This window comes from Pseudozobellia thermophila, from assembly GCF_900141855.1.
Taxonomy (GTDB): Bacteria; Bacteroidota; Bacteroidia; order Flavobacteriales; family Flavobacteriaceae; genus Pseudozobellia; species Pseudozobellia thermophila.
In genome coordinates this window covers 51,883-76,223 of the sequence record NZ_FQYU01000013.1, presented here as the reverse complement: position 1 = coordinate 76,223, position 24,341 = coordinate 51,883, and the positions used below count along the sequence as shown (strand labels likewise).

The following is a 24,341-nucleotide window of genomic DNA, read 5'->3' as shown; positions in this document are numbered from 1 at the left end:
CCGGACAGGGGCAGGTTCCATACGCGTTGCGCACCCGTGCGCCGGTCGCCGGCGGAGTGCAAGCACTCCCCGCTGCCCCTCGACTTGCATGTGTTAGGCCTGCCGCTAGCGTTCATCCTGAGCCAGGATCAAACTCTTCATCGTTGATTCGTATATAATTTCGCGCCAACGCCGATAAAGTCATCCCGGCCCCGTCTCTCTATCTGTGTTCCATTCTTTTTGTTCCAAAATACTTATATGGTAGCTCGCCTGTATATCCCTCAAAACGGATATCGGCTCGCTATCGTCTCTACAGTATGTCAATGAACTTCTTATTCTCTTTTTCAAAGGACCTTCCCGGTCCCCAATCTTCCCCGATCGACCGACATTTGTATGCCGTATGTCTCTCAAAGCGGGTGCAAATGTACAACTGTTTTTTAAACCTGCAATGTTTTTTTGATTTTTTTTATTTCAAATCAAACATCATAATTTTTAAAACCCAGCAAACAAATGAACCTTAAAACCCTGCACAATTCTCTAATTGTTTTGGGGTGGCAAATGTAAGACTGTTTTTTAAACCTGCAATGTTTTTATCGAAAAATTTTTCCGAATAAAACATCGTTCAAAAAACAGTAAATCAATGAACTTTTTCAACTCCGTCAAACAACCCTTTTTTGTTGTTTTTCGGGCTGCAAATGTACAGCCGTTTTTTAAATCTGCAAGACATTTTTCAAAGGTTTTTTCAACCCAAAATTAAACCGGCTGATTTGCAGTTATTTAATCGTAAAAAAATCTTTAACCTTTTATGAAAAGAAATTCCATACCAGGCCAAAGCGGATGACAAAATCGCGATAGGGGTAGTTGGGTGCCGAATAAAATTCACTGGTCTTGCCGAAGGAAGAATTGAAATGTTCGGCTTTTAAATAAATCCGGGTTTGTTGAATCCGGGCATTGATAAAGAAGTCGAGCATGGGATAGCCCCCCAATTTCTCGTCGTTCTGCAAATAGAACTCGCCCAATAAGGGGTTATATCCATCCATATAATACTCGGTAAAATATTTTAGGGTAATACCTGTTTGCAAGAACATGGCCTTCTTAAAAACGTCGGATGAGAAATACAGGGTGTTTCGCGTCACCAGTTCCGGAACGTTCAACACCTGGTTCGCCTGCGATACGTTTTGGTACATCAGGGTATTGTTCAAGGCAAATTTGCCCCACTTCAGCTCCTTACTGTATTTGACCTTGGTATGGTTCAAAACATTGCTTTCTTGAAGGGGCATTACGATCGAGGTATCGCCATCATCTTCGGCGGTGGCCTCTACATTCGTCCCAAAATAGGTATAGTTGCCAACCGTGGTATAGCTCAACGAGAGATCGCCCCAGACTTCGGACTCAAAGCCGAGGTTGAGCCCAAACACCTGCTCCTTGTCAAAGGTGTACAAGTTCAACCAATTGTAGTTGCTATAATCGCTTTGGTTCAAAAGAAAGTTGAAGTTGGGCATTTGTTCGGATACGTGCCCCGAGGCCCTAAGCTTATGCCTGTCGTTGAGCAGATAGGCCGTCGAGGCCTGCAAGAAGCTTCCCCCCAGCCTACCGGACACGTTGTACTTTCCCTTCGCCCTAAAATCAAAGCCCTGGATCCGCTTTTCGTATTCGGCCCCAATGGCCACTTCCTCCCCTTTCAGTTTATTGGGAATTACGGTACCATCCTCGGCAATCAAAATACTATTGAAAAAATAGTTGTAGTTATATAATGACACATTGCCCTGAAGCCTTCCCAAGGTGGCATTGTAAAACTCCGCGTTCACTTGGTTGTACATGGTCTTTAGATTGGCCCTGTCCGATATGGATGTCTGAAAGGCATCACCAAAATACGAGTTGGCCGAGGTTTGGTTAAAACTATAATATTTGGTCTCGTAGTTGAACTGGTGCCCTATACCCAGTGATGTCTTCTCCATCCTACTTGAATCTTGATCTTTCTTTACCAATTTATAAAGGTGGTCAAAATAGTAACGCTTACCGAGAATACGGTTCAAGGCATCGTTGAACCTGACATCGATCTTGACCCGGTTGGTAAAGTCGGGGTCCTTGCTTTCGAACTGTTCTTCCTCGCTCACGAGCCCCCCGTTTGCCTCTATATCCATATCTTGGGCGGCGATATGCGCCCTTAGGCTATACCGGCCGTTGGCCGTAACATAGTTGGTCGTTGTTCTGAACTGTCCCGACTCCGCTTGGTTATATTGGTATTTGCCCAAGGACCGGAACCCTTTAAAGGCAATTGAAAAGTTAAGCCGTCGCGAAGTATTGAAGGCCAGGGAAGCATCGAGAAGTTGCCCTTGTTCAAAAGTCGTCTTAAAAAACAGGTCCGACATCGGGGTAGCCACGTTGTAATACTTAATGTCTTCGAGCTCCATATAATTAAAGTGCAGCCCCCTGGCGCCGATCATTGGGTAAAAGTTGGGGTTTCTGAGGTCGACCCCCAACTTGTTATAGGGCTGCCCCACATTGGCGAAGGGCATCAATTCGAAATCGTCCCTCCTCAAAAAATTGTACTTATATTCCTTTTGTATGGTAAGGGTAGTATCTAAAAAGGTCGTGTCGCGTGCATACGAAATAATCTTATAGTCTTCGATGGTTATCTTCTTGGAGGTGGTATCGGCAGGCATGGGTCTTGGTCCCGGCCCCTTCCTTGGCCCAGCAGTCTCCGTCGTATCCAATTCCCTTGCCGGAAGCGCGGGGTCTTCTTGTGAATAAAGCCGAATGCTGAAAAAATTCAGTAAAAGGATTAAAAGAAAATATTTCATTTATGCAGATTACGGCCGTAAAGTTAATTTTTTTAGTTCGTAATTAAATGTGAAAGTTTACAGCCCCCTATAACACTACTTTATTATTAACACAATTATGTGTAAGTTGGCCCCACTTTTACCAACCCTTTTCAAGGCATGCTAAAACCCTACCACAGACTACGTTCTTTCGAAGCGGGCACCGACGAGGCAGGCCGCGGCTGCCTTGCCGGACCGGTAACCGCCGCCGCCCTGATTCTGCCCGAAGGCTTCGGGCATTCGATGCTCAACGATTCGAAACAGCTTTCGCACGGCAAAAGAAACCTGCTCCGACCCATTATCGAAGACCAGTGCACCACCTTTGCCGTGGCCCATATTTGGCCCGAGGAAATCGACAAAATCAACATTCTCAATGCTTCCATAACGGCCATGCACAGGGCCATAGACCAACTGGCCCCACATCCCGAATTCATTATCGTCGACGGCAACCGCTTTAAACCCTACAAGGCCATTCCCCACGAATGCATCATCAAGGGGGACGGTAAATACATGAGCATTGCCGCGGCCTCCGTATTGGCAAAGACCTATCGGGACACCTATATGGAAAAACTACATGAGGAATATCCGATGTACAACTGGAAAAAAAACAAGGGCTACCCCACGAAAGAACATCGCGAGGCCATTCGCAAATACGGCATCACCAAATACCATCGCAAAAGTTTTCGCCTCTTGCCCGAACAGCTGCAATTGAAGTTCTAGCACATTTTCTTACAAAGACAAAAAACTCGTTTTCAACCATTCACACAAAAACAGCTACCGTTCATACATTTCTTGATAGCCATAAACACAAGATCGCTTGGGCAGTTTTAGGTATAACCTAGTTTTGATGTTAACCTTTACAGGTCTCTAAGCATTAAATGGTGAAATCGGATCAGAAATTGAGGTATTTTCCCTTTTTGGATCCTCCGTAACAAAAACTGAAAACACTAAAATTGTGCAACGATGAAACGAATTATGTATGTCTTACAACTAAGCTTTACCCTATTGTTTGTTTTTATATCGGCCCCAGAAGCCAACGGACAGTTACTTAAGAAATTGGGGAAAGCGGCCGAAAGGGCAGCAGAAAGAACCGTCGAACGACGGGTAGAAAAAGAGACCTCGGAAAAGACCGACCAGGCCTTGGACAGTATTTTTGAACCGGGATCCAAGGGTAGCGGCAAAAAGAAGAAGACCGTTTCGAAATCCAAATCGCCACAGCCCTCTTCTCCCGAAAACAACGGGTCCGGTGTGGGAAATAAAGACCAAGTGTCCCAATCCCAAAACGGTACCGCCCCCATCGGCATTTACAGTAAATTCGACTTCGTACCTGGCGACGAGCCCTTGTTTTTAGATGATTTTTCGAATGACTTTGTCGGTGATTTTCCATCGCGTTGGAATACGAACGGAAGCGGCGAACTGGTCACCGTGGAAGGCGAAACCAATAAATGGCTTAAAATACTTCCGGGCTACGACATGGCCTACATTCCCGATATTTCCCCATTACCGGATGAATTTACCCTGGAGTTCGACGTCATTGCCATAGGACTCGACGACAAAACCTCATCACAATCGAATTTCGGCATTGTCGTAAGTGACAACAACACTTTTGAACAATCGGCGAACATGGGCATGGTAGAATATTCTTTCTGCCAATTTATAGACCCCGGGGTAATCGTCGAAAACAGAATCGCTTCGAAAAGGGTGATCCGAAACGATGTAAAAGCCAATATACGAGACGTTGTAAAAGAGAAACACCATATATCGGTAGCCGTCAACAAAGAGCGTTTTAGATTTTGGATCAACGAGAAAAAATACATCGACGTACCGCGACTCCTACCCTCAAATGTACAGATGCAGGGCATCAAGTTTACGCTCCGCGGAACCGATACCACCAAAGAATCCATACTTATCGGCAACGTAAAGGTAGCCAAGGGCGGTGTCGACTTGCGAAGAAAACTGTTGGCAGACGGAAGGATATCGACCACGGGTATTCTGTTCGACAGTGGATCGGCCCAGATACAGCCCCAATCGATGGGCATTATCCGGCAGATCTATCAGGTATTGCAACAAGACGATTCGATCAACCTAAAGATCGTGGGCCATACCGATGCAGACGGTGATGATGCGAAAAACCTCGAATTATCGAAAAACCGGGCCGAAGCCGTAAAAAATGCACTGGTATCCATATATAAGGTCTCGCCAAACAGACTCACTACCGAAGGCAAGGGCGAAACACAGCCCGTTGGAGACAATGCCACCACAGACGGCAAGGCCCTGAACCGACGAGTCGAATTCATTAAATTATAAAACAAAACCATGAAAACCCCATTGTTAGCAACCGTATTGTCCTTTATGATCTGTAGCTTCAGCTTTGCCCAAGGCAGCTGTAGTAAATTCTATCCACTCGAAGAAGGCAGTTCGTTCGAATACACCAACTACAATAAAAAAGGAAAGGTAGAGGGTACGGTAAACTACACCGTTTCCGAGGTACGACAGGAAGGTTCGGCTTCCGTAGCCACTTTTGCTATGAAGTACAAAGACAAGAAAGGGGAGGACGTTTTTGAAACGGACTATTCCTTTAGCTGTGAAAACGGTATCGTTACCATCGACTACGAATCGCTCTTCCCCTCGCAAATGATGCAGCAATACACCGAAATGGGATTGGAGATGGATATCTCGGGGACCGATATACAATTGCCCAACGACCTGAGCGTCGGCCAGCAACTGCCCGATGCCAATGTAGTGGTATCAATGAGCATGGGCGGTATAAACATGACGACCTCCGTCGACCAGACCAACCGAAAAGTAGAGAAAAAAGAGAAGGTAACGACCCCTGCGGGTACGTTCGAGTGCTATTTGCTCACCGAAGACCAATTGACCAAGACCATGGGGGCAAACATCGAGACAAAATCACAATTATGGCTGGCGGAAGGCATCGGTATGGTAAAACAGGAAAGCTACAAAAAGAACGGAACCCTGATCAGCCGAATGGAACTGACCCAATATAGCAAATAGTACCGACAAAAAACACTAACTATAACCCATACCCTATGAAAGCCACAGCACTGCTTCTACTGTCCCTTCCATTTATCGCCAGTTCATGCGACGACCTTGAAAACATCGACCCCATCTTCGATAATGATGACGACCCCAACACCACGATCGTATACGACGATATTGTGGTCGACGAAGGAGCGGATAGCGGCAACCCCAAGATCTTTATTTCGCCCAATGAAGTAATCGTCAAATACGACCCGGGGGTTTCACAAGATTCGGTAAGGCAAGACTTCCCCTTGCTCAATTATCAAAAATGCGACTGCGGGGATACCAATATTGAATTGTGGGTTTTTGACCCCGGCATCGATGAACTTGAAATTGAAGGTGTCGTCCAGAGGCTTTCAAGACGCAGCGGGACACGGGGCGAACGCTCCTTCGACATTCAGCTTACCCCCGTCGGACCATTTCCCCAGCCCGGACAGGATGTATTAGCCGATACCGTGGGCCTAGTCGGCCCTGCCTCCAGTCTTTCAGTTAACATTGCGGTCATCGATACCGGACTTGATTTTAAAAGATACCTGAACACCGAAAGCCCCGAGAAATTTTTGTTTCCCAGCGGTTACTATAGCTACTGCTACGATACGGGTACCGGCTGGAATTTTACCGCCGACAATAATGGCGACGGTATCCGTGAAGGAGACCCCTACTTTGTCGATGATAACGGACACGGTACCTACGTAACCAAGATCATAACCGACGAACTCGACAAGAAAGGTGTCGAATATCAAATCCTGCCTTTAAAGGTTTTCGACGCAAATGGAAGGGGATCGTACTGGGACGTGCTTTGCTCCTTGGCCTACATAAAGGACATCAACAATTTTCATACGGCGATCGATATCGTAAATGCCAGTTTTGGCGGTGGGCTGCCACGTGAATTTTTTGACGAGTCGGAAGCCGGGGAAACCGAAAACATTTTTGCCGGGATGCTGGAAGCCCTTAACGACCAAGGCACATTGGTCATTACCTCGGCCGGAAACAAAGGCGAGGATAACGATACGGGCATCGAAGGAGATTTCCTGTCCTCTTTCGAGTCTCCCAACATCATATCGGTCGGGGGTTACGAGTACGATACGATCAATCCCAGTGCCCGGCCGATCACCCTGCACCATTTTTCAAATTATGGAAGCGAGGGAAGCGTCGATATCGCATTGGCCTTCAACAACTATGAGATCATCTACGATACCAGCGATTCACTCCGAAAACAAAGGGTAACCCTACATGGCACTTCGTACGCCGCGGCCGCCTTGTCGGGAAAGGCCGGAACCCTGATCGACAGCCTAGGCAGTCTTCCGATCGAAGATCTGAAGAACCGTATTTTCAGCTTGACGGAACACGCGCCCCAGCTCAACGGCAAAATAGTCGATGGTAGGGCCCTTATCCGGGAAGAATAACCTAAACCACCCTAGAGGGGGAAACCGCCCATGGCCATCCATGGGCGTTTTTTTTACGGCCCCAGGTACTTTAAGAAACTGCGATTTACCATTAAATTTCTTTCTATATTTAAGAATCCGTATTTGACCAACAAATTCCAAAACCCGCTGATCGATTAGCCCGTAACCCGAATGCCCTCTATGGTGAACCTGCGATTCAACTGTATCCTTTTCTTTCTTTTGGGCCATTTGTGCATGGCACAACAAGAAATCTTGACCGAGATTATCCATACGGATGCGAAGAAGGAAGTGATCGAACAAAAAATCGATGCTTTCTTCGCCTCCCATACAAAAGATATGTCCCCAAAGGAATTGGCCGATTGCTACCACGATGTGGGCAATAAATGGTATCACGAACAGTGGTGGGACACAGGGGAGGAAAGCGATATCGAAAAGGCCATTTATTACACCCAAAAGGCCTTGGAAATCAAGTCGGGGCTAAAAGACCTGGAAAAGGGATCTTTGGACAACACCCGTTTCAACCTCGGTGTATTTTACAGTCTTAAAGGGGAAATTTATAAGGCCCGAGACACTTTCTTGCATATTTCGAACAAGGGAAGTGACGTGGAATGGATACAAAAGGCCCGACTTGAACTAGGCTACAATTATTTGACCACAGGTGATTTCTACAAGGCCCTGAATCAATTTTCAGAGGTCACCTTATTGGATGCCGGGATGCCAACCTCCCCAAGCCCATCGCCATACATCATCGATATCGACGCCCAAATCTTAGTGGCGGAGACCTACGCCGAAATGGGCCTTAAGGAATTTTCGAACGAGATACGCTTGAACCTCAAAAAAGCGGACTCCCTCATTGGTCGTTACAAGGAAGCCGACAAACAATACCGAAGGCGTATCGACCATTTGGAGGGCAACCGACTTATCGAAAACGGCAGCTACGAACAGGCCATCGCCAAACACAAGGAAGTACTAAAAGACTCCATGGACATGGGGCCTCGGGATATAGCGAACATACACAGCAGCATCGGCTACTCCCATTTGAAATTAAAAAACTACGACCAGGCCCTCATCCATTTAAAAAGGGCAAATTCCTTGGTTGAAGATTTTTCCCTTCCTTACGAAAACCTAGGCGATTTATACCTTGACCAAAATAAATACGAAGAAGCCCTGTACCATTACCAAAAAGCCATTGTAGTGTCAACCGACGGCGGAAAGGGAATACGTTTCGATGAGCTTCCGTCCGTTGAGGACCTTGAACTTGCCAGCGAAAAAGTTGTTTTGCTTGGCCATGTAATCGCCAAGGCCAACGGATGGTTGAAGTATTATGAATACGACAACAACAGGGAACACCTAAACCATGCGCTACAGACCTTCGCCCTCGCGGATCAATTGGTAGACCTTATTCGATTGGAAAGTACGGAATACCAATCAAAGCTCTTTTGGCGCGAAAAAGGGGCTTCGTTGTACGCGAAGGCCGTACAGGCCTGTTACTTGCTCGACAAGCCCAAGGAAGCCTATTATTATATGGAACGCAACAAGGCCTTATTGCTTTTGGAGGATGTGTCCGTGGAACAGGCAAAGGAATTGGCACAATTGCCCCAAAAAACCGTAGAACGCGAGTTCAAGCTCAAACAAAATATTTATTTATCCGAAAACGAATTGAGGAATCTCGAACCTACTTCCGAAAGCTCCCTCGATTCGGTCAGGCAACGGGTCTATGAAAGCAAGCGGATCTATAACGCTTTCTCGGATTCACTGGCTGCGGCCTTTCCCGACTATGCCAACATCAAAAAACAAGTCCGTTTGCTCTCCCATACCGATTTTATGTCCGATTACATTTCGGAAGACGAAGCCGTACTCCAATACATCCTTAACGAAGAACAAGGATACGGTCTGCTGACATCAAGCGAACAAAGCACTTTCTTTAAACTTGACGACGTAAATAACCTGAACGAACAACTGATAGCCCTCTACGGCCGGTTGACCGACCTGACCACCAGCCGAGACGAGCTGACGCGTTTCAATACCTTATCCCACCAAATTTTTAACCAATTGGTACCCGAAACCGTGCACGGGACAATTAAAGGAAAAAAACTGACCCTCATTACCGATTACATCCTACAACAAATTCCTTTTGAAGCCTTTGTCACAGACCTCGATGGCCCTACCTACCTTATCGAGGATGCCGAGATCCGGTATGCCTATTCGATGTCGTACCTAAACGCCAAAAAACAGGTCGACGATGTGGCCGAAAACGACCTGTTGGCCATAGCCCCTGTAACATTTAACACTCTGGGACTTCCAGAACTTGTGTTTAGTAAATCGGAAGTGGAAGAAGCGGAAAGAATCTTTTCCGGAAAAAGGTTGATGAACCAAGAAGCAACAAAAGCAAGGTTCTTGGAACAGGTAAACGACTATAACATTGTACATCTTTCTACCCATGCCGATATTGGCGAAGAAAACGACCCTTGGATCGCCTTTAGTGACGAAAAAATGTTCTTGAACGAAGTGTACGCCATAAAAAACCGGGCCGATATGGTGGTTTTGAGTGCCTGTAATACCTCTATCGGGGAATTAAAAAAGGGCGAAGGGGCGATGAGCTTGGCCCGGGGCTTCTTTCATTCCGGGGCGAAAAGCGTGGTATCTTCCCTATGGTCTACCAATGACAAGAGCAGTAAGGAACTTATGGCGGCTTTTTACCAAGGTCTTGATGAGGGGCTCACCAAATCGGCCGCCCTTCGGAAGGCCAAAATCGATTATATCAACAAGTATCGGGGCAGCAACATTTCTCCGGCCTATTGGAGCGCTCTGGTCATTATCGGGGACAACGCCCCGATAAGGGATACGGCTCGTCCGTGGCCATCGATGGTTTGGGCCGTTCTTGGCCTTTTGCTGTTATTTGTCGTCTATTGGGTGGTCAAAAGGGGAAACAGGCCCTCTTGACTCCTATTCGAGCTCTTCGAGAAGAGCGGAGGCTTCGGCCTTTTTATACCGACCATCGGCCACCAGGTCGCCTAGCAAGGACACTGCCCTGTCTTCCTCGCCCGTCTTTAAGTAAGCCAAGGCCCCATACCATAAGGCCTGTGGTGCAAATTCCCCTTTTTTGCCTATGATTTCGTTCAAGAGGGGAATGGCCTTTTCGGGCTGTTTGTTTTTTAGGAACGACTGTGCAAGGTAAAAGTTGACGGTCTCGGTGTTCTTGGTTGCCTTCAGTTCGGTAAAAAGGCTTACCGCCCGTACGTTGTCGTTGGTCTCATAGGCCAAAAAGGCCTTTCGCTCCAACGAATCGTCGGTAGTCTCGCCCCGGGTGATGGCATAGACCGTGTTCGGGTACTCTTGAAAGTTCTCGTCGTACAGACCGCCGTAATCCGGACCGGAAAAGGTATTGTACCCCAGCCAACCCAAGCCGATCAAGAGGGCGATAGATGCCGCCATGGCCCATTTTCGATAACCTAGGCTGGGCTTCCTCGCAGGTCTTTCCTTCTGGATCTCGTCTTCAAAGCCTATCAATTTAGACTTAAGCTCCTTGGCCTTCTTGTCACGAATAACCTGCTTTAGGTCATTTTCAAAATCAAACTGCTCCTTGAATTCGCTATCGGTTTCCAAGAGTTGATCGAGCATTTTTTCCTGTTCCGGTGTCAGCCGGTTAGCGAAGTAATTGTATAGTAGTAATTCTTTGTCCATGATGTTAGTAGGCTTTTCCTTTGATGCGTTCCTTCAATGTTTTCATACACCTTGATTTGGCGGCCTTGACCACATTCTCACTGTTATAGTTGCCCGCTTTCATAATCTCTTGAATGGTATAACCGCGATAATAAAAAAGGCTCAACAGTTCTTGACACTTGGTACCGAGCCCCTTAAAATGCTCCTGAAGCAACTTCTGCTCCCTTGTCAATTCGGGACGGTCTACGTCAAAAGAGTTTACCTCTTCATCAGAATCGCCAACTCTTGCAAGGTCAAAGCTACCTGAGATCGATTTTTTGTTCTTTCTCATTCGATCAAAAATTAAATGCTTGCCAATGGAGAACAGATAGGTTGAAACACTACTGGTCAACTTTTCCAATTTTCCGTTCATTACGTTCTCATAAAAGACGATATACGCGTCTTGGTATATATCGATATGCTCTTCCTCCGAAAGGTTATAGCGTCTCGCGAAATTTAAGAACTTGGCCCGGTTATCCTCATATACCTCTTTTAGTACTTTTTCAGAACCCGACCTAAGTTCTTCCAGTATACGGCTTTGATCTGTCTCTTGCACTTTAATAATCAGGAATTGAAAAGGTTAACATCATTGGGGCTAATTTAACGTTTTTTGGATGCCATTCTTTACAATTGCCCCCATATCCCTTAATAATCGACCATTTGTAGTAATTAAACTACACGTCTTTGTAAAAAAACTGGAAGCCTACACCAGGTGTTAACCTTTGCCCCACTAAAACATAGAAAAACAAGAACACAAAATTTTGAATCATGGAAACTTATAAAAAATTGGAGACAACAAAAAGAATTTTGATCGTCGCCTTGGCCGTAACCATATGGGTATACGCTCTGCTATTGCCTGTATAGTTTATACCCAAAGGGCTCCCTTGATTCGTTTTCCTCCCTTGTCAACCTCAACAAACAGCTAAAGATTACACTTTAAAAACCACGAAGTAGCGTGCCATCTTCCTCGGCCCGACACAACAGGTAATTTTAGATCGACCGGAGCGATCAAGGCGGCCTAAAAGGTTTGGAGGTTGATGTAAATCCCGAGAAATGAATATGGTAACCAGCCTATACGGATCATGACCAGCTACTTCGATGGGATAAGGGCGATAAGAAAACCTCGGTCTTCGCCAGGTTTTTTAAGCCCCCATGTTAACCTAGGCCCGTCAAACACATAAAATAAATACAGATAGTAATCCAAAAATTCAAATCCATGAAAATTTCAGCACAAAGTCTAGAAGCTTGGATAAAGAATATACGGGCAATTGGGATACCAAAAATTTTGGAAAAAAAAATGGATCTGGGCCATGGCCCTCTTGTCCTTTACGACGGCCTGTGAAAAAGACCAGGTTTCGGAAGACAAAAACGGATTTAATGAGGAACCTACCGAAATACGGGCCTATACGGCTACTCAAAGTCCGGGTGACATCTGGACGTTTGACCTCGACCACACCGCAATGACCTGGACAGGCACCTGGGACCATGGCACGGAAACCGACCCGTCGGACGACCTGGCCTTCAGGGGAACCTTCTCGCAACTGCCTTCGGGTTTTCTAAAAATGGTTTTGGAAACCACCACCCCCGCCGATGCAGCCTACCCTTCGGATGGTTCGGGCTTCTTCTACGCCGCAGAAATACCGGGAATGTCACTTTTCGCCCAACCGGCCGGAAGCTTGTCGGGGCCCATAATAAACGGTGTCGACCGCAGCGATTGCGGAACTCTGGCAGGCACCTACAACTATGTAAGGATCCCGCCCCAAGGCGTATACGACGTACGCACCCGACCCGCATACGGGTCGCTTACCATTTCGGAAACCGGGGGCGGCTTTACCTTCGGCGGAAATCAAAAAAGCCTTGACTGCCTTGATCCATTGGCCCCCTGTACAACGGATGGCCCCATGAGCATTCCCGGAAGTGCCACCTGCGACTCGGGCACCCTCGAAATCAATGACGGCCCCACGTGGATAGGTCTTGGGCAGACCACTCCCTCGGGCATGTTCATGATCGATTTTGGCGCGGGAAACGGAGGCATCTACGGAGGACAGCAACAAAACATAAGCCTATCGGAAGTCGTGGGCAAAAAGTTAATAGGTTTTGTCGACCAGCCCAGAACAGGCCAACAACGGGCCACCAGTATCGTGTTCGACGAAACAGGTAGGGGCCTCGGCACCCTCTACCTCGATTTGGAGACCAATGCCATTGACACTGACAACCAACTCGAGGCACAGATCAGTTCGGTCAACAACGGACTTTTTGAAGGTGCCATAACCAATAAATCGGGCATCATATCCTGGATTGCCGGAAGCTTACGGCGCAACGGCCCACAACTGGTCATGGCCATCGTCACCTTCTCCGATGAAGGCCCAGGAGGGGTTCCCTTTCCCGCCAACTCGGCCGTAGTGGGCTATACGCCCTGATGGGCTTAACCCGAAATTTTTTACCCCCCTTATGTTAACCCTTTCTTTCCCCAGCCATTAATGAATGCAATTAATTAAATAGTATAATACATATGAAAACTACAATCAAGAGTACATTGTTTTTGCTTTTAGGTATCATTTTATTGAACACTTCTTGTACCAAAGAAGGTGACGTAGGCCCCATAGGCCCTGAAGGACCACAGGGAGAGCAGGGCCCGCAAGGACCGGAAGGACCACAAGGTGACCCGGCGCCCACCGCAAATTATTTCGAACGTTCCAGGTTAAATTCCTCATCGGTGGACGCTACGACAACACCGGCCCCCATTGGCCCCATTTTAACTATTGAAAAAGAATTTGACGACACTAGAATCGAGGTCATACTGAATTCGAGGGTCGGTTCCGGAACTTTCTCCGGGGCTAATGGGATTAAAGTATCTACTAGAATAAATGGCGAGGTTGGTTCATTGCAAAGTTTTGCTGCCATTACTTCTAGCAATACAATAGATTTTCTGTCAGTTTTTGATGTTTTTGATGATTTACCTGCCGGAACCCATGAAATACAAGTATATGTCCAAACCACTCCTTCCGGCACCTCAAACGGAGTTTTTCTAGACCCAGGTGGGTACGGCGGAAAACTAATTGCCAAAGAAACTTATTAAAAAACTCAAATGGACAAAAACCTCGGCCTACACCGAGGTTTTTTTATGGTTCGATGTTAACCTTGACAAAGCCACAACATAAAAGGGCAAACACAAATTACAATTATTATGAAAACCTTTAAATCCCTCTTGGGAATACTTCTATTGCTTACGGTCTTTGCAAGTTGCAACAAGGACGACGATTCAAATTTTGAAGAAATAGAGGAAATAGAAGACCCTGTAAACGATATCGTAGGAAGCATTTGGATCCGTAGTGACAACCTTTATACCGAATTGGATTTAAAGGACTATCGGCAAATCAACTCCCTTACCACTCTGGATTCTTTTCATTGTAATGAATTTGACGGTGCCTTTATCTGTACGCAAGGCGAATATAACGGAACCAAAACACTACTCAGAAAAGGTACTTTTAACGGAGAGTCCATGTGGTCTAAAGACTATGTAAAAGACGACGACAAGTATTATGAAATTGGCGCCACTTGGGTATATCAAAGTACAGTTTTTATCGGCTATAGGGCAATCAATACCACAACCTATCATTCCTCCTTTTATCTCGATGCGCTAGATCTTGAAACGGGCGACGTTTATTGGACCATTGAGCTGACCGATGAGGTGAGGAAGATTACCTCTTACCAAAACAAAATAGTTGTCGAATTGAGCCTCGGTTCAAGCACCCAGGAAATTTTGAGCATAGATCCCGGTACTGGCCATATTGATAAAAGAATACCCTTTACCGATAGGATATCAAAATTGATCGGTGGCTCGTCGTCGATAATCGTAATGACCTGGAGCAACAGTGTCGTTTCCTTGGATGCCGACTTGAACGAGAATTGGACCTTTGAAACCGGAAGTCCCAATGTTTTGGGAGGTTACGAAAGCGGCGACCAATTTATTTTTTACTCGCGTGACCAGACCGTTTACAGTATTGACAAAAACGACGGATCCCTTATTTGGGAACACGCCTATACGGGAAAATTTCCATCGGCCATCGGCCTATCGAACGATACGGTTTATCTTAGCTATAAGGAAGAGAGCTCGGCCATTGTCACCAAAACCCTCGATATTTTAAGCGGGGAAGAACTGGATTCCTTTACCTACCCCATCAATGAAGAATGGGATTCCGGTTCTACAAAATACTATTTCTTCGATAAGCACCTGTTGCTTTTCAACACCGTAAGCGACCAGAACAAAGCCAATATCGCTTTGATAAACATTTCGGCCAAGACATTGGTATGGGAACTGGAACTAGATCAAACAGCCTATCCGCATTTGATCATTACCCCAACCCATTTCTATCAATAACCCATTGCTCTTACTATGGGCAGCCCTACTGTTATTCCTGATTTTAGATTCAAGTGTTAACCTTTTGAAACGCATACCATAAAAGGGCAAACAAATTTTAAATATTAAACATTATGAAAACCACATTACGATTTTTATTCTGCATGTTTATGAGCATCGGCCTACTGACCACTTCCTGTTCAAAAGACGGGGATGTCGGCCCCATAGGACCGCAAGGGGAACAGGGCATTCAAGGAGAAGAAGGACCCCAAGGACCCCAAGGACCGGCCGGTGAAGACGGCAACGCCAATGTAATCGCCTCTGAATGGTTCTCGTTATCCTTTGAAAAAACCCTGGTCAACGGAATTCCCCACTTTAACGGAAACAGGGCGGCCCCCGAGATTACTTCCGATATAGTCGAAGAAGGAACGGTAATCGTTTATGGCAAATTAAACGGTTATGTCGAAAGCATATGGCCTACGGACAAAGTAGCGCAATTCCCGATTACGGTTATGCACTATGTCTTGGGCGATACGCAAATCGCCGTTTACAAAGCCTACATTTCCGAAGGAAACATCCAAATCAACATTACCGAAAACAATGATATACACGACGGCGTTAGCCCTTACGACAGGTTTCGCTACGTGGTAATACCTTCCAGTTCGACTACCGGAAAATCACAGGGGCCCAACTTTGATAAGATGAGCTACCAAGAAGTGATGGACTACCTTGGTCTTGACTATTGAGCCATGCCCTATCTACAAAAACCTCGGCCAACACCGAGGTTTTTTTATGCCCGAATGTTAACCTCTGTTTTTACCGAACATTAATCGGATACAAATCAGTAAATAAATAACATAATTATGAAAACAATTATGAAAACTACCATCAAGAGCACACTGTTTTTAATGCTAGGTATCGTTTTCCTGAACATTTCTTGTTCAAAGGAAGGCGATGTAGGCCCCATGGGGCCGCAAGGACCCCAAGGAGAACAGGGACCCCAAGGAGAGCAAGGCCCAGCTGGTGAAGATGGCGGGGTAAATTTAATGTACACCGACTGGTTCAATTTCGAAGATCCCACCCCGAGAAGTAACTTTCTTTACTTAAACAAAAAATCTTATGGATTTTACGATCGGGAATTTATAGATAATGGAGGGTTCGTTGTTGTCTATGAGGGCTGGGTCCCCTCCACCGCTTTGGGAAACACCCCTATCAGACCTACCAATATTATGTCCGTACCAAGAAATGACAATAATGGAGTGCATATTTGGGAAGTGGCCTACAGAATGGAACCAACAAGTATTGACATTACCATAGACGTTCAAAATGATCCGTCAGTCTATGGTTATACAAGAGCAACGTGGTTGACGGATATTTACCATGTTGACAATAGGTTCTTTCGAATTATATTTATTCCAGGTGGGCAACTTGTCTCAAAAGACCTTTCCAAAAAAACCATTCAAAAGATGACCTATGAAGAGGTTATACAGTATTTTGGTTTGGAATACTAAGGTCCTTTTTAACAAAAATAAAAAACCTCGGCCTACACCGAGGTTTTTTTTGTGCCTTATGTTAACCTTGGCATAGCCACAACATAAAAATCAAAACAAAAAACCTAGAGATTATGAAAACTACACTGAAAATGATACTCATGACTTTTTTGAGTATTACCGCACTAATTACTTCCTGTTCAAAGGACGGGGATGTTGGACCCGCAGGACCGCAAGGGGAACAAGGTATTCAAGGCGAACAGGGCATTCAAGGCGAACAAGGGCCTGAAGGTCCCCAAGGGCCGGCCGGTGACGACGGAGAAGATGGAGAAGATGGAGAAGATGGCAATGCCAATGTTGTTTCGGTCATATTTGACGATATACTTATTTCCGGTGGTGACAACAACTTTGCCATACCCGAACTAACACAAAAAATATTTGATACGGGATTCGTTTTAGGATATGCCAAAATTCCTGCGGAAAGCAATAAATGGGAAAGCATGCCCATAATCATTTCCCGCGAAGTTCTTATGGATATTAATTATATCAATGTTGGGTCCCTCGTTGTAGAATCCACTTTTTCACAAATATTAGACTTTAGATTCATTCTTGTTGAAGGCAATCTATCCGGAAAAACAGAAAGGGAAAACATTAAAAAAATGACTTACGAGGAAGCTATGGAATATTTTGGTCTTGAGCACTAATAGTGCTTTTTAAGCAAAACAAAAACCTCGGCTCACGCCGAGGTTTTTTCTTGTTCTATTATTTCCGCTTCGAAAAGAACTTCGAAATGTTTCAGCAACTTTTCTTTTACTTCGTTCAGGTCAACTTCTTGTTTTCCTAATTCTACATTTAAAGAAGTTACGGCCTTATCCTTTATGCCACAGGGAATCATCAAATCGAAATACCCTAAGTCTGCATTGACGTTCAAGGCAAAACCGTGCATGGTCACCCAACGGCTGGCCCGTACGCCCATGGCACATATTTTTCGGGCGAATGGGGTGCCCACATCCAACCAAACCCCGGTCTCTCCCTTTGAACGCTCCGCTTTCAATCCATATTCCGCCAAAGTCAAAATGACCATCTCTTCCAGCAAACGGAGGTATTTGTGTATGTCGGTAAAGAAATTTTCAAGATCTAGAATGGGGTATCCCACAATCTGCCCGGGACCGTGGTAGGTAATATCCCCTCCCCTATTTATCTTATAGAATTTGGCCCCCTTGGTAGCAAGCTCTTCCTCGCCTACCAAAAGATTGGCGCGGTTTCCGCTCTTGCCCAAGGTGTAGACATGGGGGTGCTCGACGAACAAAAAGTGGTTGGCCGTCGTCAGCTGTGCGTTTTCCCTTCTATTGCGAATTTTGGTATCGACAATGGCCTTGAACAAGGCTTCCTGATAGTCCCAAGTTTCCTTATAGTCCTTTAGCCCTAAATCTTGTAGTTCTACCTCTTTGTTCATGGCGCAAAGATACGAAAGGCTTGGTCTATTTCTCGAGCTCCACCTCGATCAAAATCGATTCCGGATCCTTGAGCATATCCAAAAAGTTCACCTCGTGGATCATGGTCTTCCCGTCCATCGAAAAAGTAGCCTCTTCGATATTGGTCGATTTTATACGCTTGGGGAAGTGGTACTTAAAGGTATAGGTAGAAGACCCAAGAAACATCGCGGCGCTCTCAAGGCTGTCCACGCTTTGCTGGAATAGTTCTTGGTCAAGTATGACCGCCTCCCTCCTGAACGTATTTCCGTTAAAGGTATAGTCGACCTTGGTCGCCTCGTCACCCGGATTTTTGGGCATGGGCTTTGATCCTGCCGAAGGGCCTACGTTGGTAGCGCTCTGAAAAGCGTTAAAGGCGTCGTTGATTTCCGACACATCCTTAAAATCGGCGAACATATTAAAATTCATGATCCCCTCCCCCGAATCCATTTTCATATGCAGGCTAAAGGGCTCCAACCTTTTCAGCTCTGCCTGTTGCTCGGGCGACAATTGGGCGATACTGTCTTTCTTCTCCCGTAACAGATCCTTAAAAACAAGGGTCGAATCTATAACTTCCTCCATTTGGGTAGAATCGGAAGGGGGAAGCATTTGAAGCATTTCGCTCCCATCCATACCAATGTTCATCCTTCCCGTTCCATCCTCGTTAAAATAGATTTCTTCGGTAAAGTTACAGGCAACAAAAAGGGCTACAGTAGCAACTGCAGCCAAGACTTTAAAAAATTTCATAAAACTCGATATCTAGTTAGGGTTGTTCAATATGATCAATGCGGCAATGACTCCGGGCACCCAGCCGCAAAAGGTCAAAAGTAGAACAATTAAAAACGAACCACAACCTTTTCCGATGACCGACAGGGGTGGAAACAAAATAGCCAACAGTACTCTAAAAAAACTCATAACAATGCGATTGATTTTGATTGATGTCCCATACCATTACGGGCCACCTATTAGACGTAAACGTTCCGGTTTTGTTACAAATACCCCCCAAATAACCAAAAGGGTCGGAATACGCCCCCGTTAAGGCCTACCTACATGTCCCACTATTAGGTTCCCATTATCGGCAGGCCTAGGCAAAAAGAGAAAACAAGCCCATGTCCGCCGTCCGTTTGCTCCCTTTTGACAGGGCCCACAAAACCTGGGTTAGAGCCACGTGGCCAATAATCGCTTCCCCATTGAAAAATTAGCGTATTGTACCTATATTTGCAGGCTCAATTCAGACGCACATGCAACTTTCGGAACAAGAATTAATTAGAAGGGAAAAATTGAACAAATTAAGGGACCTGGGCATCGACCCCTATCCCGCTGCACTCTACCCTGTAGACACTACCTCAAAGAATGCCAAACAAGACTATGCCGAAGGGCGAAAGGTAGTTCTTTCCGGAAGGTTGATGTCGCGAAGGATACAGGGCAAGGCCTCCTTCGCCGAACTCCAGGATAGCGAAGGCCGCATTCAGGTTTATTTTAACCGGGACGAGATCTGCCCGGGCGACGACAAAACCCTGTACAACGAGGTTTATAAAAAGCTGCTCGACATCGGGGACATCATCGGTATAGAAGGCGAGCTGTTTACCACCAAGGTAGGCGAGATAACCGTTATGGTGAAAAATTTTACGCTCTTGAGCAAATCGCTAAGGCCCCTGCCCCTGCCCAAGAAAGATGCCGAAGGCAATGTGTACGACGAATTCAACGACCCCGAACAGCGTTACCGCCAACGCTACGTCGACCTGGTAGTCAACCCAAAGGTAAAGGAAACCTTTATCAAGCGCACCAAGATCACCAATACCATACGCCAGTTTTATAACGAAAAAGGATATCTAGAGGTAGAGACGCCCATTTTACAGCCCATACCCGGAGGTGCTGCGGCTCGTCCGTTTTTAACCCACCACAATGCGCTGAACATACCCCTGTACCTGCGCATTGCCAACGAACTCTATCTAAAACGGCTCATCGTAGGCGGTTTTGACGGTGTCTATGAGTTTGCCAAGGACTTCCGCAACGAGGGAATGGACCGCACCCACAACCCCGAGTTTACGGTAATGGAGCTTTATGTGGCCTATAAGGATTACCACTGGATGATGGATACCACCGAACAGCTATTGGAAAAAATAGCGATCGAGGCCACGGGAAGCACAAAGGTTACCGTAGGGGACCACGAAATAGAATTTAAGGCCCCCTACCCCAGGGTCCCCATTTTGGAAGCCATAAAAATCCATACCGGGATCGACGTTTCGGGAATGGACGAGGAGGAGCTTCGCAAAACGGCCCTCGACCTGGGTATCGAGGTCGACGAGACCATGGGCGTCGGCAAATTGATCGATGAGATATTCGGCGAAAAGTGCGAGCACCACTACATACAGCCCACCTTTATTACCGACTACCCCAAGGAAATGAGTCCCTTGACCAAGGAACACCGCGACAACCCGCGGCTTACCGAGCGTTTTGAGTTGATGGTAAACGGTAAGGAATTGGCCAACGCCTATTCGGAGCTGAACGACCCCATCGACCAGCGCGAGCGTTTCGAAGAGCAATTGAAACTCTCTGAAAAAGGCGATGACGAAGCCATGTTCATCGACCAAGATTTCTTGCGTGCCCTTGAATACGGTATGCCCCCGACATCGGGTATCGGTATCGGTATCGACCGCTTGGTGATGCTAATGACCAATAACTCCTCCATTCAGGAAGTACTGTTCTTTCCGCAAATGAGACCCGAGAAAAAACAGGTAGAACTCACCCAGGAAGAGAAAGTTATCGTAGACCTGCTCAAACCTACCGGAAGCATGGAGTTGGGCGAGCTTAAATCCCAGGCCGGACTCAGCGGTAAAAAATGGGACAAATCGATGAAGGCCTTGTCGAAGCACGGACTGGTAAAAGTAAATGTAGCGGGTGACAACAAAACCGTTACCCTAAATTAGCAAAACAGTACATACGCCAATACAAAGAGCCAATTCACAGTACAATGAATTGGTTCTTTCTTTTTGGGGAAAATTGCACCTCCTTTCCTTTCATCCGAGAGCAAATACCCTAGCCCAGATCTTCGTCCTTCTCTGTTGTATTCTTGGGGAAGCTATCCAGCCACTGCCCCTGGGCCTACCATTCCTTCCTTCTATAATCAAGTGGCCTAATTATTTTCCAATGATATTCATTACCTTTAAAAGGAAAGTGGCAACAAATTTGACAATATCACCTTTGTTTTTTTTAAATATCCCCAAAAAACGCTGTTGCACATGTTGCATAGATTTTTGGGTTTTCAACTTTTCGAATTTTCTATATTGAAGATTGATTTATAAGGAAACACAGGACCTAAGTATGAACAAGAGGACAATGAATCGTGGTTTTTGGCATCTTTTAATTTTAGCCGTCTTATTGTTAAGCGGGTGCCAGTCTACTCCCCCTGTTGACTTCAGCACACAGATAAAACCTATCCTAAACAAAAGGTGCATCTCGTGCCATGGGGGCATAAAGAAAAGCGGAGACTTTAGTTTGCTCTTCGAAGAGGAAGCCTTTGCCAACACCAAATCGGGCAAACCCGCCATCATTAGGGGCGACGCATCGGCCAGTGAGATGATCAAACGATTGCATGAAGAAGACCCCGAACTCCGCATGCCCTATGAGGCACCCAAACTGTCCGACGAGGAAATCGACCTTCTGACCCGATGGATAGACCAAGGGGCCGAATGGGGCGAACATTGGGCCTATTCCCTCCCCGAAAAGGTAGGGGTTCCCCCGATTAATTCCGAAGCGGGCTTTGCCGCCGACAACACAACAGGTTTTTTAAAGAACGGCATCGATAATTTTATACTCACAAAGCTTATCGATGAGGACGTAAGGCCCAATTCCCCTGCTAAAAAGAACATAATTGCCCGAAGGTTGGCCATGGATATTGTCGGCCTGCCCCCTTCGCCCGAATTGCTCAACCGTTTCGAGGCCGGTAAAATATCCTATGAGAACCTGGTAGACTCCCTTTTGTCGCAAAACACCTACGGTGAAAAATGGGCAACCTGGTGGCTTGACCTGGCCCGCTACGCCGACTCAAAAGGCTATGAAAAGGACATGGGACGCGAAATTTGGAAATACCGCGACTGGGTAATCGATGCCTTTAACTCCGATATGCCATACGACCAATTTACCATTGAACAGCTGGCAGGAGACCTATTGCCCCAACCCTCCATCGACCAATTGATTGCCACGGCCTTTCATAGGAACACGATGAACAACGACGAAGGGGGCACCGATGACGAGGAATACCGCGTTGCCACGGTCATTGATCGGGTGAACACCACTTTTGAGGTATGGCAGAGTACCACAATCGGTTGTGTACAGTGCCACAGCCACCCCTACGACCCTTTTAGGCATAAAGAATATTACAATCTAATGGCCTTTTTTAACAATACGCGCGATGAAGATACTCCCGACGAATCGCCCATACTTAAATTATACACTCCCGCACAACAAAAGAATGTCGATAGGGTAATCGAATGGGCGAGCAAGTACGGGGATGAAAAGTTGGTCAAAAAGTATAAGGACTTTCTCTTATTTACGGAACCGGTATACAAATCACACTTTTTTAAAAATTTTGAGAACAGCGTTTACGACGACCATGCCTCGGTAGTGTTTTGGGACGATGGAAACTGCATCATTGAAAATGCCTATACCGATGGGGCCAGCTATGTATACCTCAACTATCGTTCGCATTACAGGGGCACCCAAATGACCATTCGCAAAAAAAATGCCGATGGTGAAATTCTAGGACAGTTTACCATCAATAAATCCAAGGAAAACAGCATTGTTAAATTTCCCATCAAAAAAATTACGGAAAAAACCGATATCTATATCGAAACCCAAAACAACGCCGTGGCGCGGGAGGTAAACCTACTGAACCTATACTGGGTAGGCTTTATCCCGGATTTACCGAAAAAGGACCTCCCCGGTTGGACCGCGGTAAACACGGCCCTGATGGAAGCCCTTAACACGAGGCCCATTACCGTTCCGATCATGGCAGAGAATCCTGTGTACATGAAACGCACTACCCAATTGTTCGACCGGGGAAGTTGGTTGACGAAAACCGATACGGTAGAGCCGGGTATTCCGGAAATACTGAATGACTGGAACGAAAATTGGCCCGACAACAGGTTGGGACTTTCCAAATGGATAGTGGACAAGAAAAACCCATTAACGGCCAGAACCTTGGTCAATCGGGTATGGCACCAAATTTTTGGCAGGGGAATCGTTTCTACCGTAGAGGACATTGGGTCACAGTCGGAGCCTCCCTCACATCCGGCCCTGTTGGATTGGCTCTCCCTTCGTTTTATGAACGAGATGGACTGGAGCATTAAAGCCCTGATCAAGGAAATCGTGCTTTCAGGAACCTATCGCCAAAGCTCCGAGAGCACCCCCGAAATGTACCGCCTAGACCCCGAGAACAAACTCTATGCCCGCGGGCCCAGGGTCAGGCTAGGGGCAGAACAGATCAGGGACCAAGCCTTGGCCGTTTCCGGTCTCTTGAGCTACAAAATGTACGGCCCTGGCGTAATGCCTCCCCAACCCGAAGGGGTTTGGCAAACTGTCTACAACGGTGCCAAATGGGTTGAGAGCAAAGGAGAGGACCGATATCGAAGAGGTATTTACACCTATTTGAAACGCACAAGCCCCTACCCTTCGTTCCTGACCTTCGACGCAGGAAGCCGTGAGGTCTGTACCATTCGAAGAACCGTAACCAATACCCCTTTGCAGGCTTTGGTCACCCTCAACGACCCGGTTTTCCTAGAGGCATCGTACTGGCTGGCCAAGAATACCAGGGTCGCTTCGGATATCGACCAAAGCATTGCCAATGCCTATTCAAGGGCCACCCTTAAAAAAATTCAGCCAAAAGCGCTTGAGACCTTGAAGGAACTTTATAAAAATTCGTTACAAGAATTCACGGACAATCCTGAATCTTCGGAATTATTCCTCCACTTCGACAATAGGCCCTCACCAGAACTGAGTGCATTGACCGTCGTAGCGAATGCCATTATGAATTTGGATGAATTTCTAACGAAAGCATAAAAACAAAG

General features: G+C 46.3%; 19 protein-coding genes and 1 rRNA gene. 13 read left to right on the top strand and 7 right to left on the bottom strand.

The window, feature by feature from the left end:
* Window positions 1-144 (bottom strand): 16S ribosomal RNA (locus BUB37_RS19610); the annotation flags it as partial.
* A gap of 638 nt (window positions 145-782) precedes the next feature.
* Window positions 783-2,783, bottom strand: coding sequence for a putative porin (locus BUB37_RS19605; RefSeq protein WP_072995535.1), 2,001 nt, complete (start codon window positions 2,781-2,783; stop codon window positions 783-785).
* 138 nt (window positions 2,784-2,921) lie between these two features.
* Here BUB37_RS19605 and BUB37_RS19600 point away from each other — a divergent pair, with 138 nt between their 5' ends.
* From BUB37_RS19600 to BUB37_RS19580, 5 genes are all read left to right on the top strand, one after another.
* On the top strand, window positions 2,922-3,521 hold the full coding sequence (locus BUB37_RS19600; protein ID WP_072995534.1) for a ribonuclease HII: 600 nt from the start codon (window positions 2,922-2,924) through the stop codon (window positions 3,519-3,521).
* 243 nt (window positions 3,522-3,764) lie between these two features.
* Complete coding sequence (locus BUB37_RS19595) at window positions 3,765-5,108, top strand: OmpA family protein (RefSeq protein ID WP_072995533.1); 1,344 nt, start codon at window positions 3,765-3,767, stop codon at window positions 5,106-5,108.
* Window positions 5,109-5,117: 9 nt separating this feature from the next.
* Window positions 5,118-5,816 carry a TapB family protein gene (locus BUB37_RS19590; RefSeq protein WP_072995532.1) on the top strand — a complete coding sequence of 233 codons (699 nt, stop codon included), beginning with the start codon at window positions 5,118-5,120 and terminating at the stop codon, window positions 5,814-5,816.
* Window positions 5,817-5,851: 35 nt separating this feature from the next.
* A complete protein-coding gene (locus BUB37_RS19585) occupies window positions 5,852-7,249 on the top strand; it encodes a S8 family serine peptidase (protein ID WP_072995531.1) in 1,398 nt (465 codons plus the stop codon).
* Between the two features lie 180 nt (window positions 7,250-7,429).
* Entirely contained in the window at window positions 7,430-10,192 is a 2,763-nt protein-coding gene (locus BUB37_RS19580; RefSeq protein ID WP_170863198.1) for a CHAT domain-containing protein, read from the top strand.
* Between the two features lie 3 nt (window positions 10,193-10,195).
* Here BUB37_RS19580 and BUB37_RS19575 read toward each other — a convergent pair whose 3' ends face one another.
* Window positions 10,196-10,933 carry a tetratricopeptide repeat protein gene (locus BUB37_RS19575; protein ID WP_072995529.1) on the bottom strand — a complete coding sequence of 246 codons (738 nt, stop codon included), beginning with the start codon at window positions 10,931-10,933 and terminating at the stop codon, window positions 10,196-10,198.
* A 4-nt stretch (window positions 10,934-10,937) separates the two neighbouring features.
* Window positions 10,938-11,507, bottom strand: coding sequence for an RNA polymerase sigma factor (locus BUB37_RS19570; RefSeq protein ID WP_072995528.1), 570 nt, complete (start codon window positions 11,505-11,507; stop codon window positions 10,938-10,940).
* 712 nt (window positions 11,508-12,219) lie between these two features.
* Here BUB37_RS19570 and BUB37_RS19565 point away from each other — a divergent pair.
* The 6 genes from BUB37_RS19565 (at window position 12,220) to BUB37_RS21815 (ending at window position 17,505) form a co-directional block, all read left to right on the top strand.
* Window positions 12,220-13,371, top strand: a complete 1,152-nt coding sequence (locus BUB37_RS19565; RefSeq protein ID WP_072995527.1) for a hypothetical protein — start codon at window positions 12,220-12,222, stop codon at window positions 13,369-13,371.
* 92 nt (window positions 13,372-13,463) lie between these two features.
* Window positions 13,464-14,030, top strand: coding sequence for a collagen-like protein (locus BUB37_RS21820; RefSeq protein WP_072995526.1), 567 nt, complete (start codon window positions 13,464-13,466; stop codon window positions 14,028-14,030).
* A gap of 108 nt (window positions 14,031-14,138) precedes the next feature.
* Window positions 14,139-15,332 carry an outer membrane protein assembly factor BamB family protein gene (locus BUB37_RS19555; RefSeq protein WP_072995525.1) on the top strand — a complete coding sequence of 398 codons (1,194 nt, stop codon included), beginning with the start codon at window positions 14,139-14,141 and terminating at the stop codon, window positions 15,330-15,332.
* Window positions 15,333-15,445: 113 nt separating this feature from the next.
* Entirely contained in the window at window positions 15,446-16,057 is a 612-nt protein-coding gene (locus BUB37_RS19550; RefSeq protein ID WP_139278149.1) for a collagen-like protein, read from the top strand.
* Between the two features lie 117 nt (window positions 16,058-16,174).
* Entirely contained in the window at window positions 16,175-16,822 is a 648-nt protein-coding gene (locus BUB37_RS19545) for a collagen-like protein (protein ID WP_072995523.1), read from the top strand.
* Window positions 16,823-16,935: 113 nt separating this feature from the next.
* On the top strand, window positions 16,936-17,505 hold the full coding sequence (locus BUB37_RS21815; protein WP_094766803.1) for a collagen-like protein: 570 nt from the start codon (window positions 16,936-16,938) through the stop codon (window positions 17,503-17,505).
* A 32-nt stretch (window positions 17,506-17,537) separates the two neighbouring features.
* Here BUB37_RS21815 and lipB read toward each other — a convergent pair whose 3' ends face one another.
* Genes lipB through BUB37_RS19525 form a run of 3 tightly spaced genes read right to left on the bottom strand, consistent with a single transcriptional unit; the run spans window position 17,538 to window position 19,188 of the window.
* Window positions 17,538-18,257 (bottom strand): lipoyl(octanoyl) transferase LipB, encoded by a 720-nt coding sequence (lipB, locus tag BUB37_RS19535; protein ID WP_072995521.1) that lies wholly within the window; start codon window positions 18,255-18,257, stop codon window positions 17,538-17,540.
* Window positions 18,258-18,282: 25 nt separating this feature from the next.
* The gene (locus BUB37_RS19530; RefSeq protein ID WP_072995520.1) at window positions 18,283-19,020 is read right to left on the bottom strand and encodes a hypothetical protein; all 738 of its coding nucleotides are present in this window, start codon (window positions 19,018-19,020) and stop codon (window positions 18,283-18,285) included.
* Between the two features lie 12 nt (window positions 19,021-19,032).
* On the bottom strand, window positions 19,033-19,188 hold the full coding sequence (locus BUB37_RS19525; RefSeq protein ID WP_072995519.1) for a YqaE/Pmp3 family membrane protein: 156 nt from the start codon (window positions 19,186-19,188) through the stop codon (window positions 19,033-19,035).
* A gap of 326 nt (window positions 19,189-19,514) precedes the next feature.
* Between BUB37_RS19525 and lysS the strand changes: the two genes are divergently transcribed.
* Entirely contained in the window at window positions 19,515-21,203 is a 1,689-nt protein-coding gene (gene lysS, locus BUB37_RS19520; protein ID WP_072995518.1) for a lysine--tRNA ligase, read from the top strand.
* Between the two features lie 394 nt (window positions 21,204-21,597).
* A complete protein-coding gene (locus tag BUB37_RS19515; protein WP_072995517.1) occupies window positions 21,598-24,333 on the top strand; it encodes a PSD1 and planctomycete cytochrome C domain-containing protein in 2,736 nt (911 codons plus the stop codon).
* Window positions 24,334-24,341: the final 8 nt, after the last annotated feature.